Source organism: Micromonospora humidisoli, from assembly GCF_016900955.1.
Lineage (GTDB): Bacteria > Actinomycetota > Actinomycetes > Mycobacteriales > Micromonosporaceae > Micromonospora > Micromonospora wenchangensis.
Window position 1 is genome coordinate 842,017 of the sequence record NZ_JAFEUO010000003.1, and the last position, 24,014, is coordinate 866,030.

Below are 24,014 nucleotides of genomic sequence, written 5' to 3' on the forward strand. Positions count from 1 at the left end.
TCGCGCAGAGCCCATTCGTGGCAATTTGCACCTACTGGCGCGTTAGATCTAACCTCATTGTGAAATCTGCTGTCAGAAAACGGTCAGTCCGACTCGCGGGCACCGCCGGGCGTGTCGGCGGCGTGGCCGCGGCTTCCTGGACATCGCCGCAGAACATCGGTCTATCTGCGGTTTGCTGTGCCCGCTTCTGTGTCCTTGGGAGCCGGTGAATCCTCTACCAGGGCTAAGGGAACCAGCAAAGCGAGTGATTTGCATGATTGGCTCATCCCATGCATGATGGGCGCGGAGCAAGCCGCCGTCCAACATTGGTCCAGCCACTTGGACTATTCGGGCCTGTTCGAATTGCGAAGGCACTCGGCCCAGGGTGGACCGTGTGGCGAGCACGGGGGGTTCCATGTCACAGCACGATGGAGAGGCTGCGGCCTCGGACGATTTACTTGATCATTTTCACCGGACCGCGCGCCGTCACCCGGAGTCACCGGCGATCAGCGAGAACGGTCGGGTGCTCAGCTACGCGCAGCTTGAACGGATGGTCCGGGAGACGGCCGCCGAGATCGGCCCGCAACCGGGTGTGGTCGGCGTGCGGACCGCACGATCAGCCGACACGATCGTCCGGCTGCTCGGCGTGCTCGATGCGGGTGGGACCTACTGCCCGATCGACCCGACCTTCCCGGTCTCCCGACAGCAGGAACTGGTGACGGCGAGCGGATCCGCCCGGATACTGCCGGCGGCACCCGAGCCGTCCACGTCGGGAAGCCTCGTTGGCGGTCCCACCGACCCGTTCGCGGACAGCATGCACGAGACGGTCGGCGATCCGGCGACCTTCGGCGCACCGGACCCCGACGACCCGGCGTACGTGCTGTTCACCTCGGGATCCACCGGGACGCCGAAGGCGGTGCTCACCCCGCGCCGGGCGATCACCGCCGCCACCCGCTCGCTCGCGGAGCTGTTCGACATCGGCCCCGGCGACCGGGTTCTCCAGTTCGCCTCGCTGAACTGGGACACCTGCTTCGAGGAGATCCTGCCGACCCTCACCAGCGGAGCGACCCTGGTCTTCAACAGCGAGGCCTACTCCGGATCGTTCCCCCGCTTCCTGCGGATGGTCGCGGCGGAGGGGGTGACCGTCCTGGACCTGCCGACCGCGTTCTGGCACGAACTCGTGCACTACCTGGTGGAGGACGAGGCCACGCTGCCCGCGTGCGTACGACTGATGATCATCGGTGGTGAGGCGGCCAGCCCGGCCCGACTGGCCGACTGGTGCGCCCGCGACACCGCGGCGATCCGCCTCGTCAACACCTACGGCTGCACCGAGACCACCCTGGTCACCCACGCCGTCGACCTGCACGGCCCGCGTACGCCGGGCGTCGGGTCCGGATGGGACCCGACCCGGCGGGTGCCGATCGGACGGGCGCTCCCGCACGTGCGGGAGCACATCAGCGACGAGGGTGAGCTGCTGATCGGCGGGGCGTCGGTGGCGTTGGGCTATCTCGGCCTGGCGGCCGAGACCGCCGCCCGGTTCGAACTGCTCGATCTCGGCGACGGGCCGCAGCGTTACTTCCACACCGGTGACCGGGTGAGCCGGGCCGTGGACGGCACGCTGATCCACGAGGGTCGGCTCGACAGCCAGATCAAGGTGCGCGGGTTCCGCGTCGACCCGGGTGAGGTCGAGGCCCAGATCTCGGGCCAACCGGACGTGGCCGCCACCGCGGTCGTGGGTGTCACCGTCGCCGACCACACCACCATGACCGCGTACGTGGTGCCCCGTCCCCGGGCCGACACCGAGGTGCTCGGCGCGGAGGTCCTGGCCTACCTGCGTACCAGGGTTCCCCGACATCTGGTGCCCAACCGGATCATCGTCGTTCCGGACCTCGTCTACACGTCAAGTGGCAAGGTCGACCGCGCCGGGTCGCATCGGCGGTACGCGTCCGACCACCTTTCAAGGAGCTGAGCCAATGAGCGCCGCCGGAGTGACCGACATCTTCCGCAGGGTTCTGCAGACCGACGACATCGCGATGAGCTCGGACTTCTTCGAGCTGGGCGGAGACTCCCTGCTCGCGACGCGGGTGCTGAGCGCAATCGCCCGCGAGTACGGCGTCGAGCTGTCCTTCGAGGACTTCCTCAACGGTCCGTCGCCCGACCATCTGTCCGAGAAGATCGCGAGCGTGGTCCAGTGAGCGTCATCGTTGTCGGTGGCGGTCTCGCCGGCCTGACCGCCGCGACGGAACTCGTCTCGGCCGGTGTCGAGGTGACCGTTCTGGAGGCACGCGACCGGGTCGGGGGGCGTACCCACGGCATCGAGGTCGCGCCGGGCAACTGGGTCGACGCGGGCGCGGCGTACCTGGGTGAGCGGCACACCAGCCTGCTGGCCCTGCTGGCCCGCACCGGCCTGAAGACCACGCCGACGACCATGGCGGGGGCCAGCACGTTCGCGCTCAACGACGGGCGGGACACCAGCCCGGGGCGGTTCCCGCCGCTCAACGCGGTCGCGTTGGGCGGGATGTTCGACCTGCTCGACGAACTGGTCGCGAGCGTACGGGTGGACGCGCCCTGGCTGACGCCGAACGCGGCCGAGTTGGATGCCATGACGGCGGCGCAGTGGGCGCGGCACAACCTGCCGCATCCGGACGCGCAACTGTTCTTCCCGCTCTTCCTCGGCGAGATGATGGCCGCCGACCCGGCGGACATCTCCGTCCTGCACATGGCGTTCTACCTGCGTTCCGGTGGCGGAGTCAGCTATCTCAACGCGTTCGAGGGCGGGGCGCAGGAGGAGCGGGTCGCCGGTGGCGCGCACCAGGTCTGCGAGGTGCTCGCCGCCGCGCTCGGCGACCGGGTCCGGCTCTCCGATCCGGTACGGGCGATCCACCAGGACGCCGACGGTGTCACGGTGTACGCGGCCAGCGGCGAGCTGCGCGCGGACCGGGTGATCGTCGCGCTGCCGCCGTTGCTGGCCGACGGCCTGGAGTACCACCCGGCGCTGCCGGCTCCGCGTGCCTCCGCGCAGACCGCTCCCGGATGTGCGGTCAAGCTGCACCTGGTCTATCCCCGCCCGCTGTGGCGCGAGCACGGGCTGTCGGGCTGGTCGGTCAGCGCCGACGGCCCGTTGCTGTCCACGGTCGACGACTCCCCGGAGGGCGGGGTCGGGGTGCTGACCGGGTTCGTCACCGGCAGCGAGGCCCGCCGGTTCGGCGCGCTCACCTATGCCGAGCAGCGCGCCGCGGCCTTCGCCCAGGCCCGCCAGCTCTTCCCGCAGCTACCGGACCCGGTGTCGTTCTTCGTGACCGACTGGGTCACGGCGGAGTACAGCCGTGGCTGCTACGCCGCGCTGTTCGGCCCGGGGGACTGGATGCGGCACGGCCCCCACCTCACCGAGCCGCACCAGCGGGTGCACTGGGCGGGCACCGAGACGAGCACCGAGTTCTTCGGCCTGATGGAGGGTGCGATCCGCTCCGGCCATCGAGTGGCCGCGGAAATCACCGCAGAGCAGCACTGAGCCACGCAGAGCACTGAGAGCCTAGGAGATCTCGATGAGCGCGATCAGCCCCATCGCCCCACTGTCGGTTCGGCGCGAGATGATGACCGACCCGACACTCGGCGCCGGCAACTTCCTCCAGCGTGCCCTTGAGCTGAACCCGAACCGCAACGTGCCGTACGCGTACAGCCACTCGACCGACCACCGGGGCGCCGTCGTCCTGCGCGGTCACAGCCTGGTGGATCTCGCCGCGCTGCGGGACCGGTACGCCAAGTGGTACTGGGCGAACGGCGTCCGTCCGGGTGACCCGGTGGGTGTCCTGGTCGCCGAGGGGCTTGAGCCGTTGCTCCACTACTTCGCGCTCACCTCGCTCGGGGCGATCCCCGCGATGGTGAACGACGCGATGCCGACGAACGGCGCCGTGCGGTACCTGGACCACGTGGGCGTGGTCGGCGTGGTTTCCGACGACCCGACCCGGCTGGTCGCGGCGTACCGGGCGAACCAGCGCAAGCCGCGCTTCGTCGTGCCGACGGCAGAGATCCGGGCGTACGACCCGCAGCCCGGTGAGCTGCCCGAGTGGTTCCCGTACCAGCACAAGGACGACGAGGTGGTGGCGCTCATCCACTCCTCCGGCACCACCGGCACCCCGAAGTCCACCATGCTGGCCCACAAGCAGTTCTGGAACGGCAAGCAGCCCCGCATGGTGCGGTTCCCGGCGGAGTCGTACGACAAGCTCATGTCCCTGATGCCGCACACGCACGCCGGCGGCCTCAGCTACTTCCTGACCACGACGTTGCTCGGTGTACCGACGGTGGTGATGGGGAACTGGCGGCGCGAGGTCGTCGAGCCGGTGATGGAGGCGTTCCAGCCGACCATGATCGCATCGTTCCCGCGCACCTATGTGGAGCTGGCCACGGGTGACCTGCCGGTCCGGGGCGCGGCGAAGGTGCACAGCTGGTTCAACACCGGCGACGGCGCGCACTACGGCCACATCCGTCGACTGGTGACGCTGGGCGAGCGGCCGGCGGGGCTGATCAAGCCGTGGCTGCTGCCCGACGAGAAGGCCGAGCAGCCCGCGCTGCCGGGGTCGCAGTTCATCGACGGGCTGGGCTCCTCCGAGATGGGGATGGCGCTGTTCGGGCAGGTGACGACGCCCGAGTCGGCCCGCAACGACCGCTGCGTCGGCAAGCCGCTCGAGGTGGTCCACCGGGCCGCCGTCCTCGACGAGGAGGGTCGCGAGCTGCCCGACGGCACGGTGGGTCTGCTCGCCGTGCAGACCCCGTCGCGTACCCCGGGCTACTGGAACGACCCGGTGCTGACCCGCTCGTTCGAGCTCAACGGTTACTGGTTGACCGGTGACGTGGCGTACCGCGACAGCGAGGGCAACTTCTACCACCTCGACCGTACGGTCGACGTCATGGACACCGCGTCCGGGCCGGTGTACAGCCTGCCGATCGAGGAGGTCCTGCTGGCCGACTGCGCGGAGCTGTTCTGGGACTGCGCGGTGGTCGGTGTCCCGTCGGCCGACGGGGCCGGTCAGGTTCCGGTCGCCACGGTCCGGTTGCAGCAGGATGCCGGCGACCCGCCGCTGAGCGAGTTGCTGGAGCACGCCAACAAGGCCCTGACCGAGGCGAACCTGACGCCCCTGGCGGCGCTGCTGGTGGCCCGCACCGACGCGGACTACCCGACCGGCGTCACCGGGAAGTCACTCAAGCGTGAGCTCAGGACCCGGCTGTCCACCCTGCTCACGGATCCCGCGCGTCGGAGCGAGTACTCGGACTGACATCGACGAAGCCGCCGCTCTGTGCCCGATCAAGGGCACAGAGCCGGTCGGTCGCGTCCGGGTGGCCCAGGTTTGACCGCCCTTTGCTCGCACCGCTTCAGACCTTCAATTCAGACTCGGGGAGACGAAGAGCTGTGACGGAGAGCGACATCACCACGTTGTGTGTCATCGGAATGGGACCGCGCGGGTTGTCGGTGGCCGAGCGGGTCGCTGCCAACGCCTCCGTGACCGGACAACGCGTGGTGTTGCACGTCGTCGACCCGTACCTCGGTGCGGGCGGACGGGTGTGGCGGTCCACCCAGTCGCCGGTGCTGCTGATGAACACGGTCGCCTCCCAGGTGACCATGTTCACCGACGGGAGTGTGCAGTGCGACGGCCCGATCCGGCCCGGACCCAGCCTGCACGAGTGGGCCGGACTGGTCACCCTGATGGAGTCGGTGGACAGGTACCCGGAGGCGGTACGGGACGAGGCCAGGCGGTTGGGTCCGGACTCGTACCCGACCCGCGCGTTCTACGGGCACTATCTACAGTGGGTGCTCGACCACGTGGTGCGCACCGCCCCGGCCCACGTCTCGGTGCACCTGCACGCCGACACCGCAGTCGCCCTGGACGACGCGCCCGACGGTACCCAGTCGGTGACCCTCGCCGACGGGCAACGGCTCACCGGGATCGATTCGGTGGTGCTCACCCTCGGGCACGTCGACATGGCGCTGAGCGGTTCCGAGGAGGAACTGGTCGCCTACACCGAGGCCCAGCGGGTGACCTATCTGCGCACCGCGAATCCGGCCGAGGTGGACCTGGACGTGATCACGCCGGGGCAGCGGGTCGCGTTGCGCGGCATGGGGCTGAACTTCTTCGACTACATGGCGTTGCTCACCGTCGGGCGCGGCGGACGGTTCGTGCCCGGCGACGACGGGTTGACCTACCTGCCCTCCGGCAACGAGCCGCTGATGTTCGTCGGCTCACGCCGTGGTGTCCCGTACCACTCCCGGGGCGAGAACCAGAAGGGCGCCTTCGGCCGGCACATGCCGCTGTTCCTCACCGTCGAGGTGATAGGCGAGCTGCGGGACCGGCACGAGGGCGGCGACCCGGTGGAGTTCGTCGCCGACGTGTGGCCGTTGGTCGACCGGGAGGTCCGGGCCGTCTACTACCACGCGCTGATCGCTGCCCGGGACGGGCAGGAGGCGGCGGACTCCTTCCTGTGGGAGTTCTGCCAGTGGCAGACCACGACACCGTCGGTCGACGAGAAGCTGCTCCGGCACTCCGGGATGCCCGAGTCGGACTGGTGGAACTGGGACCGCGTCGCCCGACCGTACGGTGATCAGGAGTTCCGTAGTAACCAGGAGTTCCAGGACTGGCTGCTCGGGTATCTGCGCCAGGATGTCGTGGAGGCACGGCTCGGTAACGTGCGGGGCCCGCTGAAGGCCGCCCTGGACGTGATGCGGGACCTGCGCAACGAGATCCGGCTCGTGGTGGACCACGCCGGCATCACCGGCAGCTCGTACCGCAGCGAGTTGCAGTCGTGGTACACGCCGCTGAACGCGTTCGTGTCGATCGGACCGCCGCCGAGCCGGATCGAGGAGCTGATCGCGCTCATCGAGGCCGGCGTGGTCAACGTCATCGGGCCGGGGTTGACGGTCACCCCGACCCGGCACGGGACGGGGCTCGTGGTGAGCTCCAGCCAGATCGCGGACTCGACGGTGGAGGTGTCCGCGCTCATCGAGGCGCGACTGCCGGAGGTGGACATCCGGTCCACCGAGGACCGGTTGCTGCGCAGCCTGGTGGCCCGGGGACAGTGCCGCCCGTACCGGATACCGGACCCGGAGCGGGGGGAATACCAGACCGGGGCGATGGCGGTGACCCGTCGACCGTGCCGGCTGATCGACAGATCCGGCCGAATTCACCCGAACAGGTACGCCTTGAGCATACCTACTGAAACCGTGCACTGGGCGACCGCGGCGGGCATCCGACCGGGCGTGGACTCGGTCATCCTGGGTGACGCGGACGCCATCGCACGGGCCTGCCTGGCCATCCCGGCCGTTCCTCAGGCGCCGTCGACGATGTCGACACCCGTCGCATCCTGACCGGTCCGCCAGAGAGGAGCCGTCGTGACCACCAGCAACGACCGCAGCGTAGATCCGGGTGCCGACACCGGCCTGCTCAGCCCGATGTGGGCCGGTGCGGGCCTTGGGGGGCTGCTGTCCGACGAGGCGTGGGTGGCGGCGATGCTGCAGGTCGAGGTCGCGCTGGCGCGGGTGCAGGCCCGGCTCGGGGTGATCCCGCCGCCGGCCGCCGAGGTGATCGCGCGGGTGGCCGCCTCGGCCCGCCTCGACGTCGCCGACATCGCCCGCCGGGCCCGGGGTGCCGCCAACCCGGTGGTCCCCTTCGTGCAGGAACTCACCCGTGCCGTCGCCGAGGCCGACCCGGACGCCGCGGAGTACGTGCACCGGGGCAGTACCAGCCAGGACATCCTGGACTCGGCGAGCATGCTGCTCACCGCCCGGGTCCTGACCCGGATCGAGGGGGACCTGGCCCGGGTGGCGGACGCGCTGGCGACCCTGGCCCGGGAACACCGGGCCACCCCGATGGCCGGTCGCACCCTCACCCAGCACGCGACGCCCATCACCTTCGGACTCAAAGCGGCCGGCTGGCTCGCCCTGGTACTCGACGCGGTCGACCGGGTCCGGCAGGTCCGCGCCAGCCTGCCCGCACAGCTCGGCGGGGCGGCCGGAACACTCGCCGCGTACGAGGAGTACGCCCGCTCGGCCGGGATCACCGGCACCCCCGGCGGCCCGGGACACGGCGTCGACCTGCTGGCCGGGTTCTCCGCCGAGTTGGGCCTGCGTGAGCCCGAGGCGCCGTGGCACGCCCAGCGCACCCCGCTCGCCGACATCGGATGGGCGCTGGTGGTGGTCACCGGCGCGCTCGGCAAGCTGGCGGTGGACGTACTGGGTATGTCACGGACCGAGGTCGCCGAGGTGGTGGAGCCGGCCGCGCAGGGCCGGGGGGTGTCGTCCGCGATGCCGCAGAAGCGCAATCCCGTACTGGCCACCGTCATCGTCGCGGCGGCCCGGCAGGTGCCCGGGTACGCACTCATGCTCGGGCAGAGCCTGCTCGCCGAGGACGAGCGGTCGGCCGGCGGCTGGCAGTCCGAGTGGCAGCCGTTGCGGGAGGCGCTGCGACTCGCCGCCGGTGCGGCCGGCAACGCGGTCGAGCTCACCGAGGGACTGACCGTGTTCCCGGAGCACCTGTCGCGCAACCTCGCGATCACTGGCGGGACCATCGTCTCGGAAAGACTCAACGTGGCCCTCGCGCCGCAGCTCGGCAAGGTCGTCGCGAAGCAGTTGCTGGCCAGGATCTCGCTGGAGGCGGCGTCCGGGGGCGGGTCGTTCGACGACCTGTTGGCGGCGGCGCCCGAGCTGGCCGGGAGCTTCAGCGAGGACCGGGCAATACACGACCTGCTTGACCCCAGCAACTATCTCGGCGCCGCCGAGGACGTCGTCGCCCGTGTGTTGCGACGTCACTATGCTTCGTACGGCCAAGAGGACCGATGACTGCCACAGTGCACGAAGTACCGCACGAGGTGCGGAATCAGCAGCCCTACCAGTATGTACGGACTCCACTCGTCGAACCCGACTGGCGTCGCTTCCCTGGCTGGCGGGACGTCACCGCCGAGCAGTGGCGCGACGCCCAGTGGCAACGCGCGCACTGTGTGAAGAACGTCGGACAACTGAGCGCGGTGGTCGGCGATCTGCTCGACGACCACGTCTATGACGATCTCGCCGCCGACCAGAAGCACTTCGCCACCATGTCGATGCTGCTGCCACCGCAGATGCTGAACACGATGGCGCCGCACGACCGGACCGACCGCCGTGCCTACAGCGAGGCGTTCGTGGCCGACCCGGTCCGCCGGTACATGGTTCCGCTGCACAGCGACCGGGACCCCGACGGCCCGAGCCACCCGTACGCCGAGCGTGACTCGCTGCACGAGGCGGAGATGTGGGTGGTGGAGGGCCTGACCCACCGGTACCCGACGAAGGTGCTCGCCGAACTGGTCTCCACCTGCCCCCAGTACTGCGGCCACTGCACCCGGATGGACCTGGTCGGCAACTCGACCCCGCAGATCGAGAAGCTCCGGCTCACCCTCAAACCGGCGGACCGGCAGAGCCAGATGATCGACTTCCTGCGTCGTACGCCTGGCGTCCGTGACGTCGTGGTGTCCGGCGGCGACGTGGCCAACGTACCGTGGTCGCAGCTTGAGGCGTTCCTCATGCGGCTGCTGGAGATCGAGTCGATCCGCGACATCCGGTTGGCCACCAAGGCGCTTGTCGGTCTGCCGCAGCACTGGCTCCAGCCCAGCGTCCGGGAGGGGCTGGCCCGGGTGGCCGGTACCGCGGCACGCCGCGCGGTCAACCTGGCCATCCACACGCACGCGAACCACGTGCAGTCGGTGACCCCGCTGGTCGCCGAGGCGACCCGGGCCGCGTTGGACGCCGGTGTCCGGGACGTACGCAACCAGGGCGTGCTCATGCGGGGCGTCAACGCCACCGCGACCGACCTGCTCGACCTGTGCTTCGCGTTGCAGGGTGAGGCGAACATCCTGCCGTACTACTTCTACATGTGTGACATGATCCCGAACGCGGAGCACTGGCGGATCGCGGTGTGGGAGGCGCAGGAACTGCAACACGACATCATGGGCTACCTGCCCGGGTACGCGACGCCCCGGATCGTCTGCGACGTCCCGTACGTCGGTAAGCGTTGGGTACACCAGGTGAGTGAGTACGACCGCGAGCGCGGTGTCTCGTACTGGACGAAGAACTACCGGACCGGGATCGAGACGGCGGAATCCGGCGACCTGGAGCACGGGTTGGACCGTCGCTATGCCTACTACGACCCGATCTCCTCCCTGTCGGACTCCGGTCGGCGCTGGTGGCGGGAGCACGGCCAGTTCGAGGACTGACCGGGACGGGTAGGACGGCAGATGGAGCAGCGGGAAGCAGAAAGAGGGTTTGTGGTGGACATCCAGGAGCTGAACCGCCGGGCGGTGCGGCAGAGCGTGGAGATCGTCTCCAGTGCGCGGGAGGAGCAGTGGGATCTGCCCACCCCGTGCGCGCAGTGGAACCTGCGGCAGTTGCTGGCCCACATGACCGCCCAGAACAACGGCTTCGCGGCGGCGGCCGACGGCGAGACCGAGGACGACTCGGTCTGGCGGGAGCAGCCGACGGCCGACCCGGGCGGTGACTACCTCCGGTCGGCGGAACGGGTGATCAGCGCGTTCGACGGACCGGACGTCATGGGTCGGGAGTTCTGGCTGCCGGAGATCCGGCGGGTCGGCGGCTTCCCGGCCCGAATGGCGATCAGCTTCCACTTCCTCGACTACGTGGTGCACGGGTGGGATGTGGGCGCCGCGCTCGGTGCGCCGCCGAAGTTCGACGACGACATCGTCGAGGCGGCGTTGGAGGTCACCCGTCGGGCGGTACCCGTCGGTCCGTCCCGCAGCCTGCCGGGTTCACCGTTCGCGCCGCCGCTGCCGGCAGAGGGCTCGGACCAGGACCGTCTGCTGCGGCTGCTCGGTCGGTCCCCGGCCTGGCCGGCCTGACCGTGGGCGCGTCCACCCGGGACGTGCTCGGGCGGCTCAGGCACCCGATCGTCGCGGCGCCGATGGCCGGTGGCGCCTCGACCCCCGCGTTGGTCGGTGAGGTTTCGGCGGCCGGTGGCCTGGGTTTTCTGGCCGCCGGTTACCGGTCGCCGGCCGACCTGCGGGCCGACCTGGTGCAGGTGCGGGCCCGGACCGGGGCGCTGTTCGGCGTCAACGTGTTCGTGCCCGCCACGTCGGCCACCGATCCGGTGGCGCTGGACCGCTACCGCCTGGCACTCGCGGGCGAGGCACAGCGGTACGGCGTCACGCTCGGTGACCCGCCGGTCGGTGACACCGACGGCTGGGAGGAGAAGCTGGCGCTGCTGGTCGAGGAACGGGTGCCGCTGGTGAGCTTCACCTTCGGCTGCCCGTCCCCGTCGGTGGTGGACCGGTTCCACGAGGTCGGCACCGCTGTGGTGGGGACGGTGACCAGTGCCGACGAGGCCAGGGCCTGCTCTCGGGCCGGTGTCGACGTGTTGGTCGTCCAGGGACCCGAGGCCGGCGGGCACCGCGCCTCGTTCACGCCCGAGCCGTCGCAGGGGAACGGCGTCGGCCTGTTACCCCTGCTCGCCGAGGTCCGCGACGCGGTGGACCTCGACCTGATCGCGGCCGGCGGCATCATGGACGGTGGTGCGGTCGCCGCCGTACTGGCGGCCGGGGCGGGCGCCGCGCAACTGGGCACGGCGTTCCTCCGTACCCCGGAGAGCGGCGCCCATCCCCGGCACCAGGCCGCCCTGGTGGACCCCCGGTTCAGCAGCACGTCGGTGACCCTCGCGTTCTCCGGGCGACCCGCGCGTGGCCTGACCAACCGCTTCATCCGGGAGTACGGGAACACCGCCCCGTCGGCCTACCCGCAGGTGCACCATCTGACCGTGCCGATCCGGAAGGCCGCCGCCGCGGCCGGCGATCCGGACGGGATGGCGTTGTGGGCCGGCCAGGGGCACCGGTTCACCAGGGATCTTCCCGCCCGGCGGCTCGTCGAGGTGCTTGCTGCGGAGGCCGCCGAGGCGGCCGTGCTCACGGCGGGCCGGCTGCGCCGGGTGCCCGGTCAGCCGGGGGAGTCCCGATGACCGGCCTGCCGGCGAGCATCTGACTCTGTCCGCGGAACTCGGCGATCACCACGCCGTCGGTACGGCGAACGGTGACGTCGTAGATCCCGGCACGCCCGAACCGGGTCCGCTCCACCGCCTCGGCCCGCAACTCGTCGTCCACCTCGGCCGGTCGGAGGAACGTCACCTGCGCGCTCTGGGCCACGGTGACCGGGCCGTGGGTGTTGCAGGCGAAGGCGAACGCCGCGTCGGCCAGGAGGAACAGATAGCCTCCGTGGGCCATCCCGTGTCCGTTGACCATTGTCGGGGCGACCCGCATCCGGACCTGCGCGTACCCTGGGCCGACCTGCTCAAGGTCGATGCCCAGCGTCTGGCAGGTGAGGTCGGTGGCGTAGAGCTCGCGGGCCCGGGCCTGCGCGGCGGCCCGGGCGTCCGCGCCGTTGTCCCCGGGCTTGTCCGGGGTGGTCGGGTCGTCCGTCAACGTCGGTGCTCCTACCGAGGTCGCCCGGCCCGCGCCGGGCGTCGTGTCCGTGGTGCCGGCCCGCGTGCTCACCGTGCCGGACCGGTGGTGGTCCGGCCCAGGAAGACCAGGATCGCCACGATGCCGAGGAACGACACCGCGCCGGCCACGATGCTTGTCGTGTGCATCGCCGTGATGAACGCGTCGTTGGCCTGGTCGACCAACTGGGGAAGGTGGAACGACTGGGCGGCGATCCGGGTGGCCTCGGCCGAGGCGCCCGCGGCCTCCTGGGCCTGCGGTGGCAGGACGTCCAGGCTGGGGGCGACCTCGTCCTGGTAGACACCCGACAGCACCGAACCGAGTACGGCGACGCCCAGGGCGCTGCCGACCTGACGCATCGAGTTGTTCGCGGCCGAGCCGGCACCGGTGCGCTCCGGGGGCAGCGTGGCCATGATCGCCTCCGTGGTGGGGGCCATCACCGCACCCATGCCGAGGCCCTGGACCACCATCAGCACGCAGAACCAGATGATCGGCGTCTCCAGCGTGAAGAAGACGAAGCCGAAGAACGTGCTGACGGCGAGGAGCATGGCCAGCGCGACGACCGGCCGGAGGCCGAACCGTCGCACCAGCCGGACCGAGAGCGGTGCTCCCAGCACCACTCCGATCGCGACCGGGGCGATCGCCGCGCCGCTCTCCAGGGGTGAGTACCCGCGTGCGCCCTGGAGATAGAAGTTCGAGTAGTACATCGCGCCGGCCAGTCCGAAGAAGGTGAGCATGACGGACACGCTCGCCCCGGTGAAGTGCCGGTTGCGGAACAGCCGTACGTCGAAGCAGGGGTTCGGCACCCGTAGTTCGACGAAGACGAACGCGGTGAGCAGGACGAGACCACCGAGGATCGGGCCGATCACGTGCAGCTGCGTCCACTCGTTGCGGTGGCCACCCTCGATCACCCCGTAGACCAGGATGAAGATGCCCACGGTGGACAGCAGTACCCCGAGCGGGTCGAAGCGCTGCTGCCTGCTGCTCTCGGCCGTGGGTACCAGCCAGAGCGCGCCCACGATCGCGGCGACGGCGAAGGGTACGTTGATCAGGAAGATCGATCCCCACCAGAACTGCTCCAGCAGTGCCCCGCCGACCAGCGGACCGGCCGCCACCGCGAGCCCGCTGGCGGCGGAGAACACGCCGATGGCCACCGCCCGGTGTCCTCCGATGAAGACCCTCGCGACCAGCGCCAGGGTCGCCGGCATGATCAGGGCACTGCCGATGCCCATCACGCCCCTGGCCACGATGAGCTGGGTGGTGTCGGCGGAGTACGCCGCCCAGGCGGATGACACGCCGAACAAGGCCATGCCGAACAGGAACAGCCGTCGGTGACCGAACCGGTCGCCGAGCACTCCGCCGGTGAACAGCAGCCCGGCGAAGACCAGCGTGTACGAGCTGATCGACCACTGTAGCTGGCTGGTGGTCGCGCCGAGCCCCGCCACCGGATCGGCCAGCGTCTTGAGCGCCACGTTCAGGATCGTGTTGTCGAGCCAGGCGGTGAGCTGCGCGATCGTGAGCACGGCCAGCGTCAGCCACTGCCGTGTCGTCGGTGGCCGGACCGCCGTCGCGGTGGCGGGCGACCCGGACGGCGAGTCCGACTGTTTCTGCGCTGTCATGGAAATCCAATCTCGTTCGGTAGCGGAGCCACGGCACAGTGTAGGTGCAGGGGTGCCCGGTTTGCTCTCCCGATGAGCGTCCCCGCAGGGTGCGCCGGCGTTGTTTGTGATACGTGGGTCGGACGCATCCGACGGCCGGAACAGGTGTCAAGCAGAAAATCGCCGCCGGCGTGACAGGTGCGGTTTACCGACAGTCTGTCTGCTCGCCGCCGTGCGGTCGAATGTCGATCGGCTAATGCTCCCCCCAGGGTGCTGCCGGGGTCCGTCCGCCGGGTGTCCCAGATGCTGGCCATGGTCATGTGTGAGTCGGGATGGCGACAGTTTCCCGTCGAGCGGGGTCGCTTTCCCGTACGTGGGTCGGGCGAATCAACCGGAGCCATGAAACAACCCGACACATCCGGCGTCGATGTGATGTTTATCACTCGCACGGGTATGCCTGCTCGGCCGTCCGGGCGGCACCTTGCCCCGGCCATTGAATCCCCTGTTCATCGCGTTGCGGAAGGGTTCCCGGTTCCCGCCCGGTGTGGCATCGACGGGTGTTTTGGTAGGGAAGTAGCTGAACTGACATGGGCTCTAAATTGTGAGTACATTCATGCGTCGGAACGGGTCACTTCCGTGGTGATCCTGCGTGGAGACGCTCGCTGCCAGTGCCGGCGACCTCAATCCCGACGTCCGTAGGGGGACCGATCTTGACTGTCAATCCGCCCTGGTACCAGCAGCTGGCTGACACCCCACTGTCCGAGCGCGCCAGCGCGCTCGAGACCCTCGTCGTGGCGGAGTTCAAGGTCTGGCTCCTGATGGGCGACGCGGACGTCTTCCCGCTCGACGAGAGCTACTTCGCGTTGGGGCTCAGCTCGCTCGGCGCGACCGAGATTCAGCAACGACTGGTGGCCGGGCTCGGTCGCCCGATCAACGCGGCGAGTTTGTTCAACAATCCGACAGCGGCCCATCTGCTCACCTACCTGCGCACCGAGGTGCTGGCGGATCTGTTTCCGCAGACCTCGTCGTCTTCTGGCAGTGCGACGGCCCCGGTCGAGAGAGATGTGGTGAAAGTGCCGGCTTCGTACAGTGACGGCCACACTTCACCGAAAGACCTACTCAATGACATGCTCAAAGACCTTTATTCTTCTTGACCGCGGGATTGACTGATCCATGGGGGATGACCATGACGGAGACGGCTTCGCAGATCCGGAATGACGACCTGGTCCGAAAGCTCTTGATGGAGAAGTACGAGCCGATCGCCATCGTGGGCATGGGTCTGCGGCTTCCCGGCAACAACGAGACCCCGGAGGAGTTCGCCGAGTTCCTGCGGGCCGGGCGATCGGGCACGGGTCCGATTCCCGACGATCGCTGGGACGTTCAGGGCCTGTACAGCGACGATGCGGCGGAGAAGGGCAAGGTCCTTACCGCCGGGGGCGGATTCATCAGCGGAATTGACCAGTTCGACCCCAAGTTCTTCAACATCTCGCCAAAGGAAGCGGCCTACGTCGACCCGCAGCACCGGTTGGTGCTCGAATGCGCGTGGAAGGCGCTGGAAGCGGCGAACATCGATCCGGCGACCCTGCGTGACAGCAACGGCGGCGTCTACATGGGCATCAGCTCGATGGACTACACCATCGAGGTGGACCGGCTGGACCCGACCGAGTTGACCTCCCACATCGCCGCCGGTACGGCACACAGCGCGATGTCGGGACGGTTGTCGTACTTCCTCGGCTGGCGCGGCCCGTGCATGAGCATCGACACCGCGTGCTCCTCCTCGCTGGTGGCCCTGCACCTGGCCGCCCAGGGACTACGGCGGGGCGAGTGTGACATCGCCCTGTTCGGCGGGGTGAACGCCGTCCACCACCCGCGTAACCACGTCGTGTTCTCCCAGGCCAACATGCTCGCCGCCGACGGCCGCTGCAAGACGTTCGACGACAGCGCGGACGGCTACAGCCGCAGCGAGGGCTGCGCGGTGATGGTCCTCAAGCGACTCTCCGACGCCAGGCGCGACGGTGACACCGTGCTCGCGCTGGTACGCGGTTCGTCGGTCCGGCAGGACGGCGAGAGCGGCGGCCTCACCGTACCCAACGGCACCGCCCAGGCCATCCTCATGCGCGAGGCGCTGGCCAGCGCGATGCTCGACCCCGGTGACGTGCAGTACGTCGAGGCGCACGGCACGGGGACGTCGCTCGGCGACCCGATCGAGATGGGTGCCATCGACGCCGTGCTCTCCGAGTCGCACGCGGACCGGCCGGTGGTGGTGGGCTCGGTCAAGACCAACATCGGGCACATGGAGGCCGCCGCGGGCGTCGGTGGCGTGGTGAAGACCGTCCTCCAGCTTCAGGAGGGGGTCATCTACCCGCACATCAACCTGGAGACCCCGTCGCGCCACATCCCCTGGGACCGCTACCGGGTGACCGTGCCGACGAAGCAGGTCACCTGGGAGGGCGCCCCGAGGCGGGCACTGGTCAACTCGTTCGGGTTCGCGGGCACCATCGCGTCGGTCGTCCTTGAGCAGGCGCCCCCGCCGCCGGCCTCCCCGACGTCCGCCGTCGCGCCCGACGAGGAGCTGCTCTTCACGCTCTCCGCGCGGGGCCAGTCGTCCCTGCGGGCGCAGGCCGAGCGGTACCGTCGCTTCCTGGACGAGCAGGCCGACATCGACGTGGCCGACCTCTGCTACACCAGCAACGTCGGTCGGACCCACTGGAACGCGCGGCTGGCCGGCACGGTGTCGTCGCGGGCCGACATCGAGGCGCTGCTGGACAACTACCTCGCCCGACCCGAGTCGGATTCCGGCGCGGAAGGCGAGTTCCGTGGCGGGAACGTCGCGTTCCTGTTCACCGGTCAGGGCTCCCAGTACGCGGGCATGGGGCGCGCGCTCTATGCCCAGTACCCGGTCTTCCGAGCCCACTTGGACGAGTGCGACCGCCTCTTCACGCCGGCGCTCGGTCGGTCGATCAAGGAACTCGCCTTCGGTGAGGCGTCCGGCGACCCGCAGGAGATCGACCAGACCGTCTACACCCAGCCGGCCCTGTTCGCGCTCGAGTACGCCATCGCCCAGCTGTGGATCTCGTGGGGTGTGAAGCCGACCGTGCTGCTCGGGCACAGTGTCGGCGAGATCGTCGCGGCCACCATCGCCGGGCTGTTCAGCCTGCCGGACGCGGTCACCCTGGTCGCCGCGCGGGCCCGGCTGATGCAGTCGGTCACCACGCCGGGCGGCATGGTGGCGGTCCGGGCCGCCGCGGAGCAGGTGGCTCCGCTGCTGGCAGGGTACGCCGACGTCAGCTTCGGCGCGATCAACGCACCGCAGCAGTGCGTCGTCTCCGGCGGCACCGAGTCACTGGCGAAGATCACCGAGGAACTGCTGGCCCAGGGGATCATGGCGAAGCAGCTACCGGTGTCGCACGCCTTCCACTCGCCGCTGATGGTCGAGGTGTTCGACGCGTTCCGCGAGGCGATCAAGGACATCACGTTCAGCGAGCCCGAGCTGAGTTTCGTCTCCAACCTGACCGGTAAGGTCGCGAGCCTGGCCGACGTCGGCAACCCGGACTACTGGGTACGCCACATCGGCGAGCCGGTGAACTTCGCCGCCGGCATGCGCTTCGTCCAGACCCGGGGCCGGCACGTGTTCATCGAGGTCGGCCCGTCCGCCGCGCTGACCAACATGGGCAAGCGGTGCGGCGACCCGGCCCCGCACCTGTGGCTGTCCAGCCTGACCCCGACGGACCAGGACGGCTCGACCATCCGGGGCGCGCTGGCCCGCTGCTACACGTCCGGCCTGGCGATCTCCTGGTCCGGTTACCACGAGGGCCGGCACCGTCGCCGGATCACCCTGCCGACCTACGTGTTCGACAAGCGGCGCTACTGGTTGCCCGTGCCCAACCGCGGTGGCATCTTCGCCCCGGCCGGGACGCTGGCCACGGCGACCGACCGGCACCCGCTGCTGGGTACGGAGGTCTCGACCGACGCGCAGCGCGCGGCGGGAGAGCGTGAGTTCTCCACCCAGCTGCACCCGACGAGTCCGGCCCACCTCGCCGACCACATCGTCATGGGTCAGGTCGTCTTCCCCGGCGCGGGCTACGTCGAGGTTCTGCTCGCGTTGCAGGACGCGGTGTTCGGCGAGACCGGACGTCTGGTCCAGGACGTCCGCATCCTTGAGCCCCTGTTCCTGCCCGAGGAGTCCCCCACCGAGGTGCGTACTCGACTGCGGTCGGACGGGGACGGGCGGTGGCAGGCCGAGATCGTCAGCCGCATCGCCGCCCGCAACGGCGTCATCGAGCGTCGCCACGTCACCGCCACGCTCGGTGGCCCGCCGGAGAACGCGGTCACGCTGGCCGACGTCGTCAGCCGGCTGCGGTCGACCGAGCGGGCGTGCGACACCCCAATCGCCGTACACCGGGCCGACGACATCTACGCCGACTTCGTCGAGCTGGGGCTGCCGTACGGGCCGGAGTTCCGGCGCATCCGCACGGTGGCGCAGTACGCCGACGGGTTCGCGATCGGGGATCTGCGGGGCATCGACACGCCCGCGGTCGGGACCCTGCCCGCCTCGGTGCTGGACTGCGCCATGCAGACCCTGGCCGGGGTCGCCGAGCTGGGTGACACCTACCTTCCGGTCGGGTTCGGCAGCGTCGAGCTGCTGAAGAAGCCCAAGGGTGACCTGCGTACCCTGCTCCAGCTGAACCTGCCAGGCGACGCCCAGGACGGGGTCGCCGGTTCGGAACTCACCGCCGACATCGTGGTGCTCGAAGGCGACCGTCCGGTGTTCGTCGTGCACGAGGTGCGGCTCAAGCGCGTCGCGAACACCTCGTCGGACGGTGGACGCACGCTGCTCCACGAACCCCGCTGGCTGCGGCGTTCGCTGGTCGCCGCGAAGGCGGGTGCCGAAGGACGCGGTGACGTGCTCGTCCTGCACCGCACCGAGGAGGAGTTCGCGTCCGTGGCGCCGTCGTTGGCGGATGCGGGCGTACGGCTGCGGTTCGCCACCGACACCGGGCAGGTGCGCGAGACCCTCGCCGCCGAGCCCACCGTCACCGACGTGTACTGGTTCTGGCGTGCCGCGCCCGACCAGGTCGGTGCGGAGCGCCTGCGTACCGAGACCGAACGCAACTATCGGGACCTGCTCACGCTGGTCGGGCAGCTGGACGGCCTCGGGCTGGGCCGGGACCTGCGGGTCACGCTGGTGACGCAGGGCGCGCAGTGGCTGCCCGGCGACGTCGCCGACGACCGTACGGACGAGAGCCTGGTGGCCGCCTCGCTGTGGGGCTTCGGCCACGTCCTGCTCAACGAGTACCCGACGCTGCGGGCGACCCTGCTCGATCTGCCTCCGGTCAGCGCCGGGGTGGACTTCCAGCCGCTGGTCGACGAGCTGCTCACCGGGGACACCGGCGGCGGCGAGTTCCAGGTGGCCTACCGGGGTGGCAGCCGGTTCGTGAAGCGGGTGCTTCCGCAGGCCGTCGACGCCGGCGACGACGACAACTTCGAGCTGTCAATCGTGGAGTACGGCCAGTTCGCGAACATCAAGCCGGTCCCCGTCCAGGACGTCGCGCCCACCGGTGACGAGATCGAGGTCCGGATCGAGGCCGCCGGTCTCAACTTCAAGGACGTGCTCAACGCGCTCGGCATGCTCAAGCAGTACGCGCTGGACAACGGGATCGAGTACAAGCCGCTGCCGCTGGGCTTCGAGGCCGCCGGCACCGTCGTGGCGGCCGGTCCGGACGCGGAGTTCGCGGTCGGCGAGGACGTCGTGCTCAGCCAGCTCGGCTGCATGCGCAGGCGGATGACCGTGTCCTCGCAGGTGGCGGTCCGCAAGCCGGCCGGGATCGGTTTCGCCGAGGCCGCCGGGCTCTCCGCCGCGTACGTCACCGCCTACTACGCCCTGCACAACCTCGCGAAGATCAAGTCGGGCGACAAGATCCTCATCCACGCCGCCGCCGGCGGGGTCGGCCAGGCGGCCGTGCAGCTCGCCCAGCTGGCGGGTGCCGAGGTCTACGCGACCGCCAGCCCGCGCAAGTGGCCGCTGCTGCGGTCGCAGGGCGTGCGGCACATCATGAACTCGCGCAACCTCGAGTTCTCCGACGAGATCCTGCGGATCACCGAGGGGCGCGGCGTCGACATCGTGCTCAACAGCCTGAACAAGGAGTACGTCCCGGCCGGGCTGCGCTGCCTCGGGCAGGACGGCCGGTTCGTCGAGCTCGGCAAGATCGGCATCTGGTCCACCGAGCAGGTACGGGCCGAGCGTCCGGACGTCGACTACCACAACTTCGACCTCAGCGAGTTCCCGCAGGACGAGCTCAACCGCCTCAACAAGCAGATCCTGCAGACGGTGGTGGATCTGGTGGAGTCGGGGCAGGTCGGCGCGCTGCCGACCGTCGCGTACTCGCTCGACGAGGTCGAGGAGGCGTTCGGGGTACTCAGCCGGGGCGCCAACACCGGCAAGCTGGTGCTCACCCTCGGCGACACCCGACCGGTCGAACGGCCGCTGACGATCAGCCCGGATGAGACGTACCTCATCACCGGTGGCCTGGGCGCCCTCGGCGTGGTCACCGCACGTCGGCTCGCCCAGGAGGGCGCCCGGCACGTGGCGATGGTCAGCCGGCGGCTCGTGGCTGACGAGGAGTTGGCCGCGCTGACCACGGCGATCGGTGCGGACGTGCGGGTCCGCGTGCACCAGGGCGACGTGTCCGACGCCGCCGACGTGGACCGGATCATGGCCGCGATCGCGGAGTCGGACGCCCCGCTCGGCGGGGTCATCCACGCCGCCGGTGTGCTCGCCGACGCGCCCATCGCCAACCAGAGCTGGGAGAGCTTCGAACGGGTGCTCAGCCCGAAGGTGTACGGGACGTGGCTGCTGCACCGGGCGGCGGCGGCCGTACCCACCGTGAGGTTCTTCGCGGCGTACTCCTCGATCGCGTCGATCATCGGTGCGGCCGGTCAGAGCAACTACGCCGCCGGCAACGCCTTCATGGACGGACTGATGCACTGGCGGGTCGCCCAGGGGCTGCCCGGGTTGAGCGTCAACTGGGGACCGTGGGCGGAGGTGGGTATGGCCGCCAACCTGACGTCCGGGCAGATCAAGAGCATCGAGGAGCGTGGCGTCAAGTTCGTCAAGCCCGCCGAGGCCACCCGGGCACTGGTCAGGGCGATGGGCCGTACGGCGCCGCAGAGCATCATCTGCGAGTTCGACTGGGAGAAGTTCGTCGCCGGTCAGCCGGTGGCCAACGCGCTGTTCAAGCAGGTTCTGACGACCGAGGTGGGACCGGCGCAGACGATCGACCTCGACGAGTTGATGAGCCTGCCCCGCAGCGACCGGGACGCCGCGATCCGTTCGTTGCTGCGGGCGAAGGTCGCCGCGGTGCTGCACTTCGACTCCCTCGACGACATCGAGGCCGACGCCAGGTTCGTGGAACTGGGGCTCGACTCGCTGGCGGCGGTGGAGTTGAAGAACGCGCTCGAATCGGTGTTCCGGGTGCCGCTGCCGACGTCGATCCTGTTCGACTACCCGGCCGTCGGGACGCTGGCGGAGTTCATCGGTCAGCAACTGGCGTCGGTCGAGTCCGAGTCCGGGGCCGGGTCGGAGCCGGACCAGGCCGACGTCGAGGACCTCGACGACAGTGCGGCGGACGCGGAACTCGACGCCCTGCGCGAGTTCGTCTAGCAGCGACAGAACCAGGGCAGGCGCGACGTGGAGAACGGACTTTGACGAACTACATCGACTATCTTGAGTCGCTGTCCAAGAAGCAACTCATGGTGATGCTCGCCCGGCAGCGGCAGGACGAGACCCAGGGCATCGCGGTGGTCGGGCTCGGCTGCCGCCTCCCCGGGGGGATCGATGATCCGCGGAGTCTGTGGACCACGTTGCGGGAGGGACGGGTCGTGCCGACGGAGTCGGCCGGCCCGCCCACCGACAGCCTCGGTCGGGCGCGCTGGAACCTCGACGCGCCCGACCTGGCACCCATCGCCGACGTGCTCCGTTCCGGTGCTTACCTGAACGACGTCGACCTGTTCGATGCCGACTACTTCGGCATCACCGAGCAGGAGGCGGAGCGGATGGATCCGCAACAGCGCCTGCTGCTCGAGGTCACCGTGCAGGCGCTCGCCGACGCGAACCTGACCCGCGCCGACCTGCGCCGCCAGCGGGTCGGGATCTTCATCGGAGCGAGCACGGTGGAGTACCCGATAGCCTGGGTGCGAAACCGGGTGCCGGCCGACGACCTGTCCCCGCACATGGCGCTCGGCAACACCCTGAGCGCGACGTCGGGGCGGATCGGTTTCATGCTGGGCGTCAACGGCCCGGCGATGACCATCGAGACGTCGTCGTCCTCGGCGCTGACCGCGATGCACCTGGCCGCGCAGGCACTCCGGCGACGCGAGTGCGACGTCGCCCTGGTCGGTGCCTGCCAGTTGCTGCTCTCCCCGTTCACCACCGCGGTGCTGGGCAAGCCGGGCATGCTGTCGAGCGCCGGGCGCAGCCGCCCGTTCACCACCGAGGCCGACGGCCACGTCCGGGGCGAGGGCTGCGGCATCCTGGTCGTCAAACGGCATTCCGACGCGGTCGCCGACGGTGACCTGCCGTACGCGCTGCTGCGCGGCAGCGCGGTCCACTCCCACGGTGACCGCCCCTCGATGGCGGTGACCGCGGGCGCCGGGCAGAAGACGGTCATCGAGTTGGCGCTGCGCAGTGCTGGCGTCGAACCGCTCGACGTGCAGTATGTCGAGGCCCAGGCCAACGGGTCCCGGCTGGGCGGGATAATCGAGGCCGAGTCACTGGCCGAGGCGTACGAGCGTCGGTCACCGACGGCCCCGCCGCTGTACCTGGGATCGTGCAAGGCCAACCTCGGCTACCTGGAGACCGCCTCCGGGGCGGTGGGCCTGATGAAGACGGTGCTCGCCCTCGCCCACGGCGAGGTGCCGCCGCAGGTCGGCACGGAGAACCTCGACCCCGGCGTCGCGTGGGACCGGACCGGTCTGCGGTTCGCGGACAAACCAACGGCGTGGCCGTCGGACGGCCGCCGCCTGGCCGGGGTGAGCTCGTTCGGCTTCACCGGGATCAACGCGCACGTCATCCTGGAGGGCGTCCCGGGCCGGCGGCGGCCGGAGGCGGCCCCCACGGCACCGGGTGTCCCCGCCCTGCTGGTCCTCTCGGCGCACAACGACGCGGCGCTGGCGGCGACCGCCGACCGGTTGCACCGGCACCTGGACCAGCGCGCGGAGTGGGACCACCACACGGTCTGCCGTACGTTGGCGCACGGTCGCGACCATCTCCCGGTCCGCTCCGCGGCCGTCGTCACCGGCCGGTCCGAACTCCTCGACGCACTGGCCGCCGGCCCGGTAGAGCGGGCGCCCCGGGCGGATATCCACGTCGAGTTGCCCGAGCTTGACGACTCGCGGCTGAGGGCGGTGCTGACCACCAGCCTGGGTCCGGGGTTCGAGCCGCTCGCCGCCCGGCTACGCGGGTGCGCCGAGGCCATGGGCCTGCCCGCCCTGGACGGGTTGCTCACCGACGGTCAGGCACTGCCGGAGGGCACCTGGCTCGCCTGGGCGATGGGCTGGTGCGAGCTGCTGACGGCGGTGGGGCTGCGGGTGTCCGGCGGACTGTTCGGCGGTCGGTACCGCCACGTACTGTCCGATGTGGTGGCCGGGCGTACCGCAACGACCGAGGTCGCCGCGCGGTGGCAGGCCGGTGCGCTGGGAGCCGTACCGCCGCGACCGGGCGCGGCGGACGTGACGGTCACCGGGAACGTGTGGGTGCTGGGTGCGGCGGCGACCGCCGAGGCCGTGCCGGTGCCGCTGGCCGAGCTGGACGCGGCCGGCTGGCTGCACCTGGTGGGGGAGCAGTACGCGGCCGGCGCCGAGATCGTCTTCACCGAGCTGTCGGCGCGGGCTGGGCAGGCACTGTGCCGCCTTCCCGGCCCGGTCCTGACCGGCAGACGGTACTGGCCCGAAGGCTATCAATGGTCCTGACGCGAGCTGATG

Annotated in this window: 14 protein-coding genes; 12 read left to right on the forward strand and 2 right to left on the reverse strand. The window is 70.0% G+C overall.

Features of this window, described 5'->3' with window-relative positions; all coding sequences use genetic code 11:
• The first annotated feature begins 394 nt into the window (after nucleotides 1-394).
• The 9 genes from JQN84_RS14725 to JQN84_RS14765 all read left to right on the forward strand — a co-directional run bounded on the left by JQN84_RS14725 (nucleotide 395) and on the right by JQN84_RS14765 (nucleotide 11,960).
• Nucleotides 395-1,948, forward strand: coding sequence for an amino acid adenylation domain-containing protein (locus tag JQN84_RS14725; RefSeq protein WP_204958885.1), 1,554 nt, complete (start codon nucleotides 395-397; stop codon nucleotides 1,946-1,948).
• Between the two features lie 4 nt (nucleotides 1,949-1,952).
• Complete coding sequence (locus JQN84_RS14730; RefSeq protein WP_204958886.1) at nucleotides 1,953-2,174, forward strand: acyl carrier protein; 222 nt, start codon at nucleotides 1,953-1,955, stop codon at nucleotides 2,172-2,174.
• Nucleotides 2,171-3,490 (forward strand): flavin monoamine oxidase family protein, encoded by a 1,320-nt coding sequence (locus tag JQN84_RS14735; protein WP_204958887.1) that lies wholly within the window; start codon nucleotides 2,171-2,173, stop codon nucleotides 3,488-3,490. The genes JQN84_RS14730 and JQN84_RS14735 overlap by 4 nt, the downstream gene beginning before the upstream one ends.
• 34 nt (nucleotides 3,491-3,524) lie before the next feature.
• A complete protein-coding gene (locus JQN84_RS14740; protein WP_204958888.1) occupies nucleotides 3,525-5,252 on the forward strand; it encodes a class I adenylate-forming enzyme family protein in 1,728 nt (575 codons plus the stop codon).
• Between the two features lie 173 nt (nucleotides 5,253-5,425).
• A complete protein-coding gene (locus JQN84_RS14745) occupies nucleotides 5,426-7,336 on the forward strand; it encodes an FAD/NAD(P)-binding protein (RefSeq protein ID WP_204958990.1) in 1,911 nt (636 codons plus the stop codon).
• A 24-nt stretch (nucleotides 7,337-7,360) separates the two neighbouring features.
• Entirely contained in the window at nucleotides 7,361-8,806 is a 1,446-nt protein-coding gene (gene pcaB / locus JQN84_RS14750) for a 3-carboxy-cis,cis-muconate cycloisomerase (protein WP_307821219.1), read from the forward strand.
• A complete protein-coding gene (locus tag JQN84_RS14755; RefSeq protein ID WP_204958889.1) occupies nucleotides 8,803-10,212 on the forward strand; it encodes a KamA family radical SAM protein in 1,410 nt (469 codons plus the stop codon). The genes pcaB and JQN84_RS14755 overlap by 4 nt, the downstream gene beginning before the upstream one ends.
• A gap of 21 nt (nucleotides 10,213-10,233) precedes the next feature.
• Entirely contained in the window at nucleotides 10,234-10,851 is a 618-nt protein-coding gene (locus JQN84_RS14760) for a TIGR03086 family metal-binding protein (RefSeq protein ID WP_204958890.1), read from the forward strand.
• Nucleotides 10,852-10,853: 2 nt separating this feature from the next.
• Nucleotides 10,854-11,960 carry a nitronate monooxygenase gene (locus JQN84_RS14765; RefSeq protein WP_307821221.1) on the forward strand — a complete coding sequence of 369 codons (1,107 nt, stop codon included), beginning with the start codon at nucleotides 10,854-10,856 and terminating at the stop codon, nucleotides 11,958-11,960.
• Here the strand turns inward: JQN84_RS14765 and paaI are convergent.
• Both paaI and JQN84_RS14775 read right to left on the reverse strand, forming a co-directional pair.
• Complete coding sequence (paaI, locus tag JQN84_RS14770) at nucleotides 11,908-12,420, reverse strand: hydroxyphenylacetyl-CoA thioesterase PaaI (RefSeq protein WP_204958891.1); 513 nt, start codon at nucleotides 12,418-12,420, stop codon at nucleotides 11,908-11,910. The genes JQN84_RS14765 and paaI overlap by 53 nt on opposite strands.
• Nucleotides 12,421-12,488: 68 nt before the next feature.
• Entirely contained in the window at nucleotides 12,489-14,057 is a 1,569-nt protein-coding gene (locus JQN84_RS14775; protein WP_204958892.1) for an MFS transporter, read from the reverse strand.
• Nucleotides 14,058-14,746: 689 nt separating this feature from the next.
• On the opposite strand from JQN84_RS14775, the gene JQN84_RS14780 reads away from it, so the two are divergent.
• From JQN84_RS14780 to JQN84_RS14790, 3 genes are read left to right on the forward strand one after another with little or no spacing between them, the layout of a single operon-like run.
• Nucleotides 14,747-15,190, forward strand: a complete 444-nt coding sequence (locus tag JQN84_RS14780) for an acyl carrier protein (RefSeq protein ID WP_239485297.1) — start codon at nucleotides 14,747-14,749, stop codon at nucleotides 15,188-15,190.
• Nucleotides 15,191-15,222: 32 nt separating this feature from the next.
• Nucleotides 15,223-21,696 (forward strand): type I polyketide synthase, encoded by a 6,474-nt coding sequence (locus tag JQN84_RS14785; protein ID WP_239485298.1) that lies wholly within the window; start codon nucleotides 15,223-15,225, stop codon nucleotides 21,694-21,696.
• Between the two features lie 41 nt (nucleotides 21,697-21,737).
• Nucleotides 21,738-24,002, forward strand: coding sequence for a polyketide synthase (locus JQN84_RS14790; RefSeq protein ID WP_204958893.1), 2,265 nt, complete (start codon nucleotides 21,738-21,740; stop codon nucleotides 24,000-24,002).
• Nucleotides 24,003-24,014: the final 12 nt, after the last annotated feature.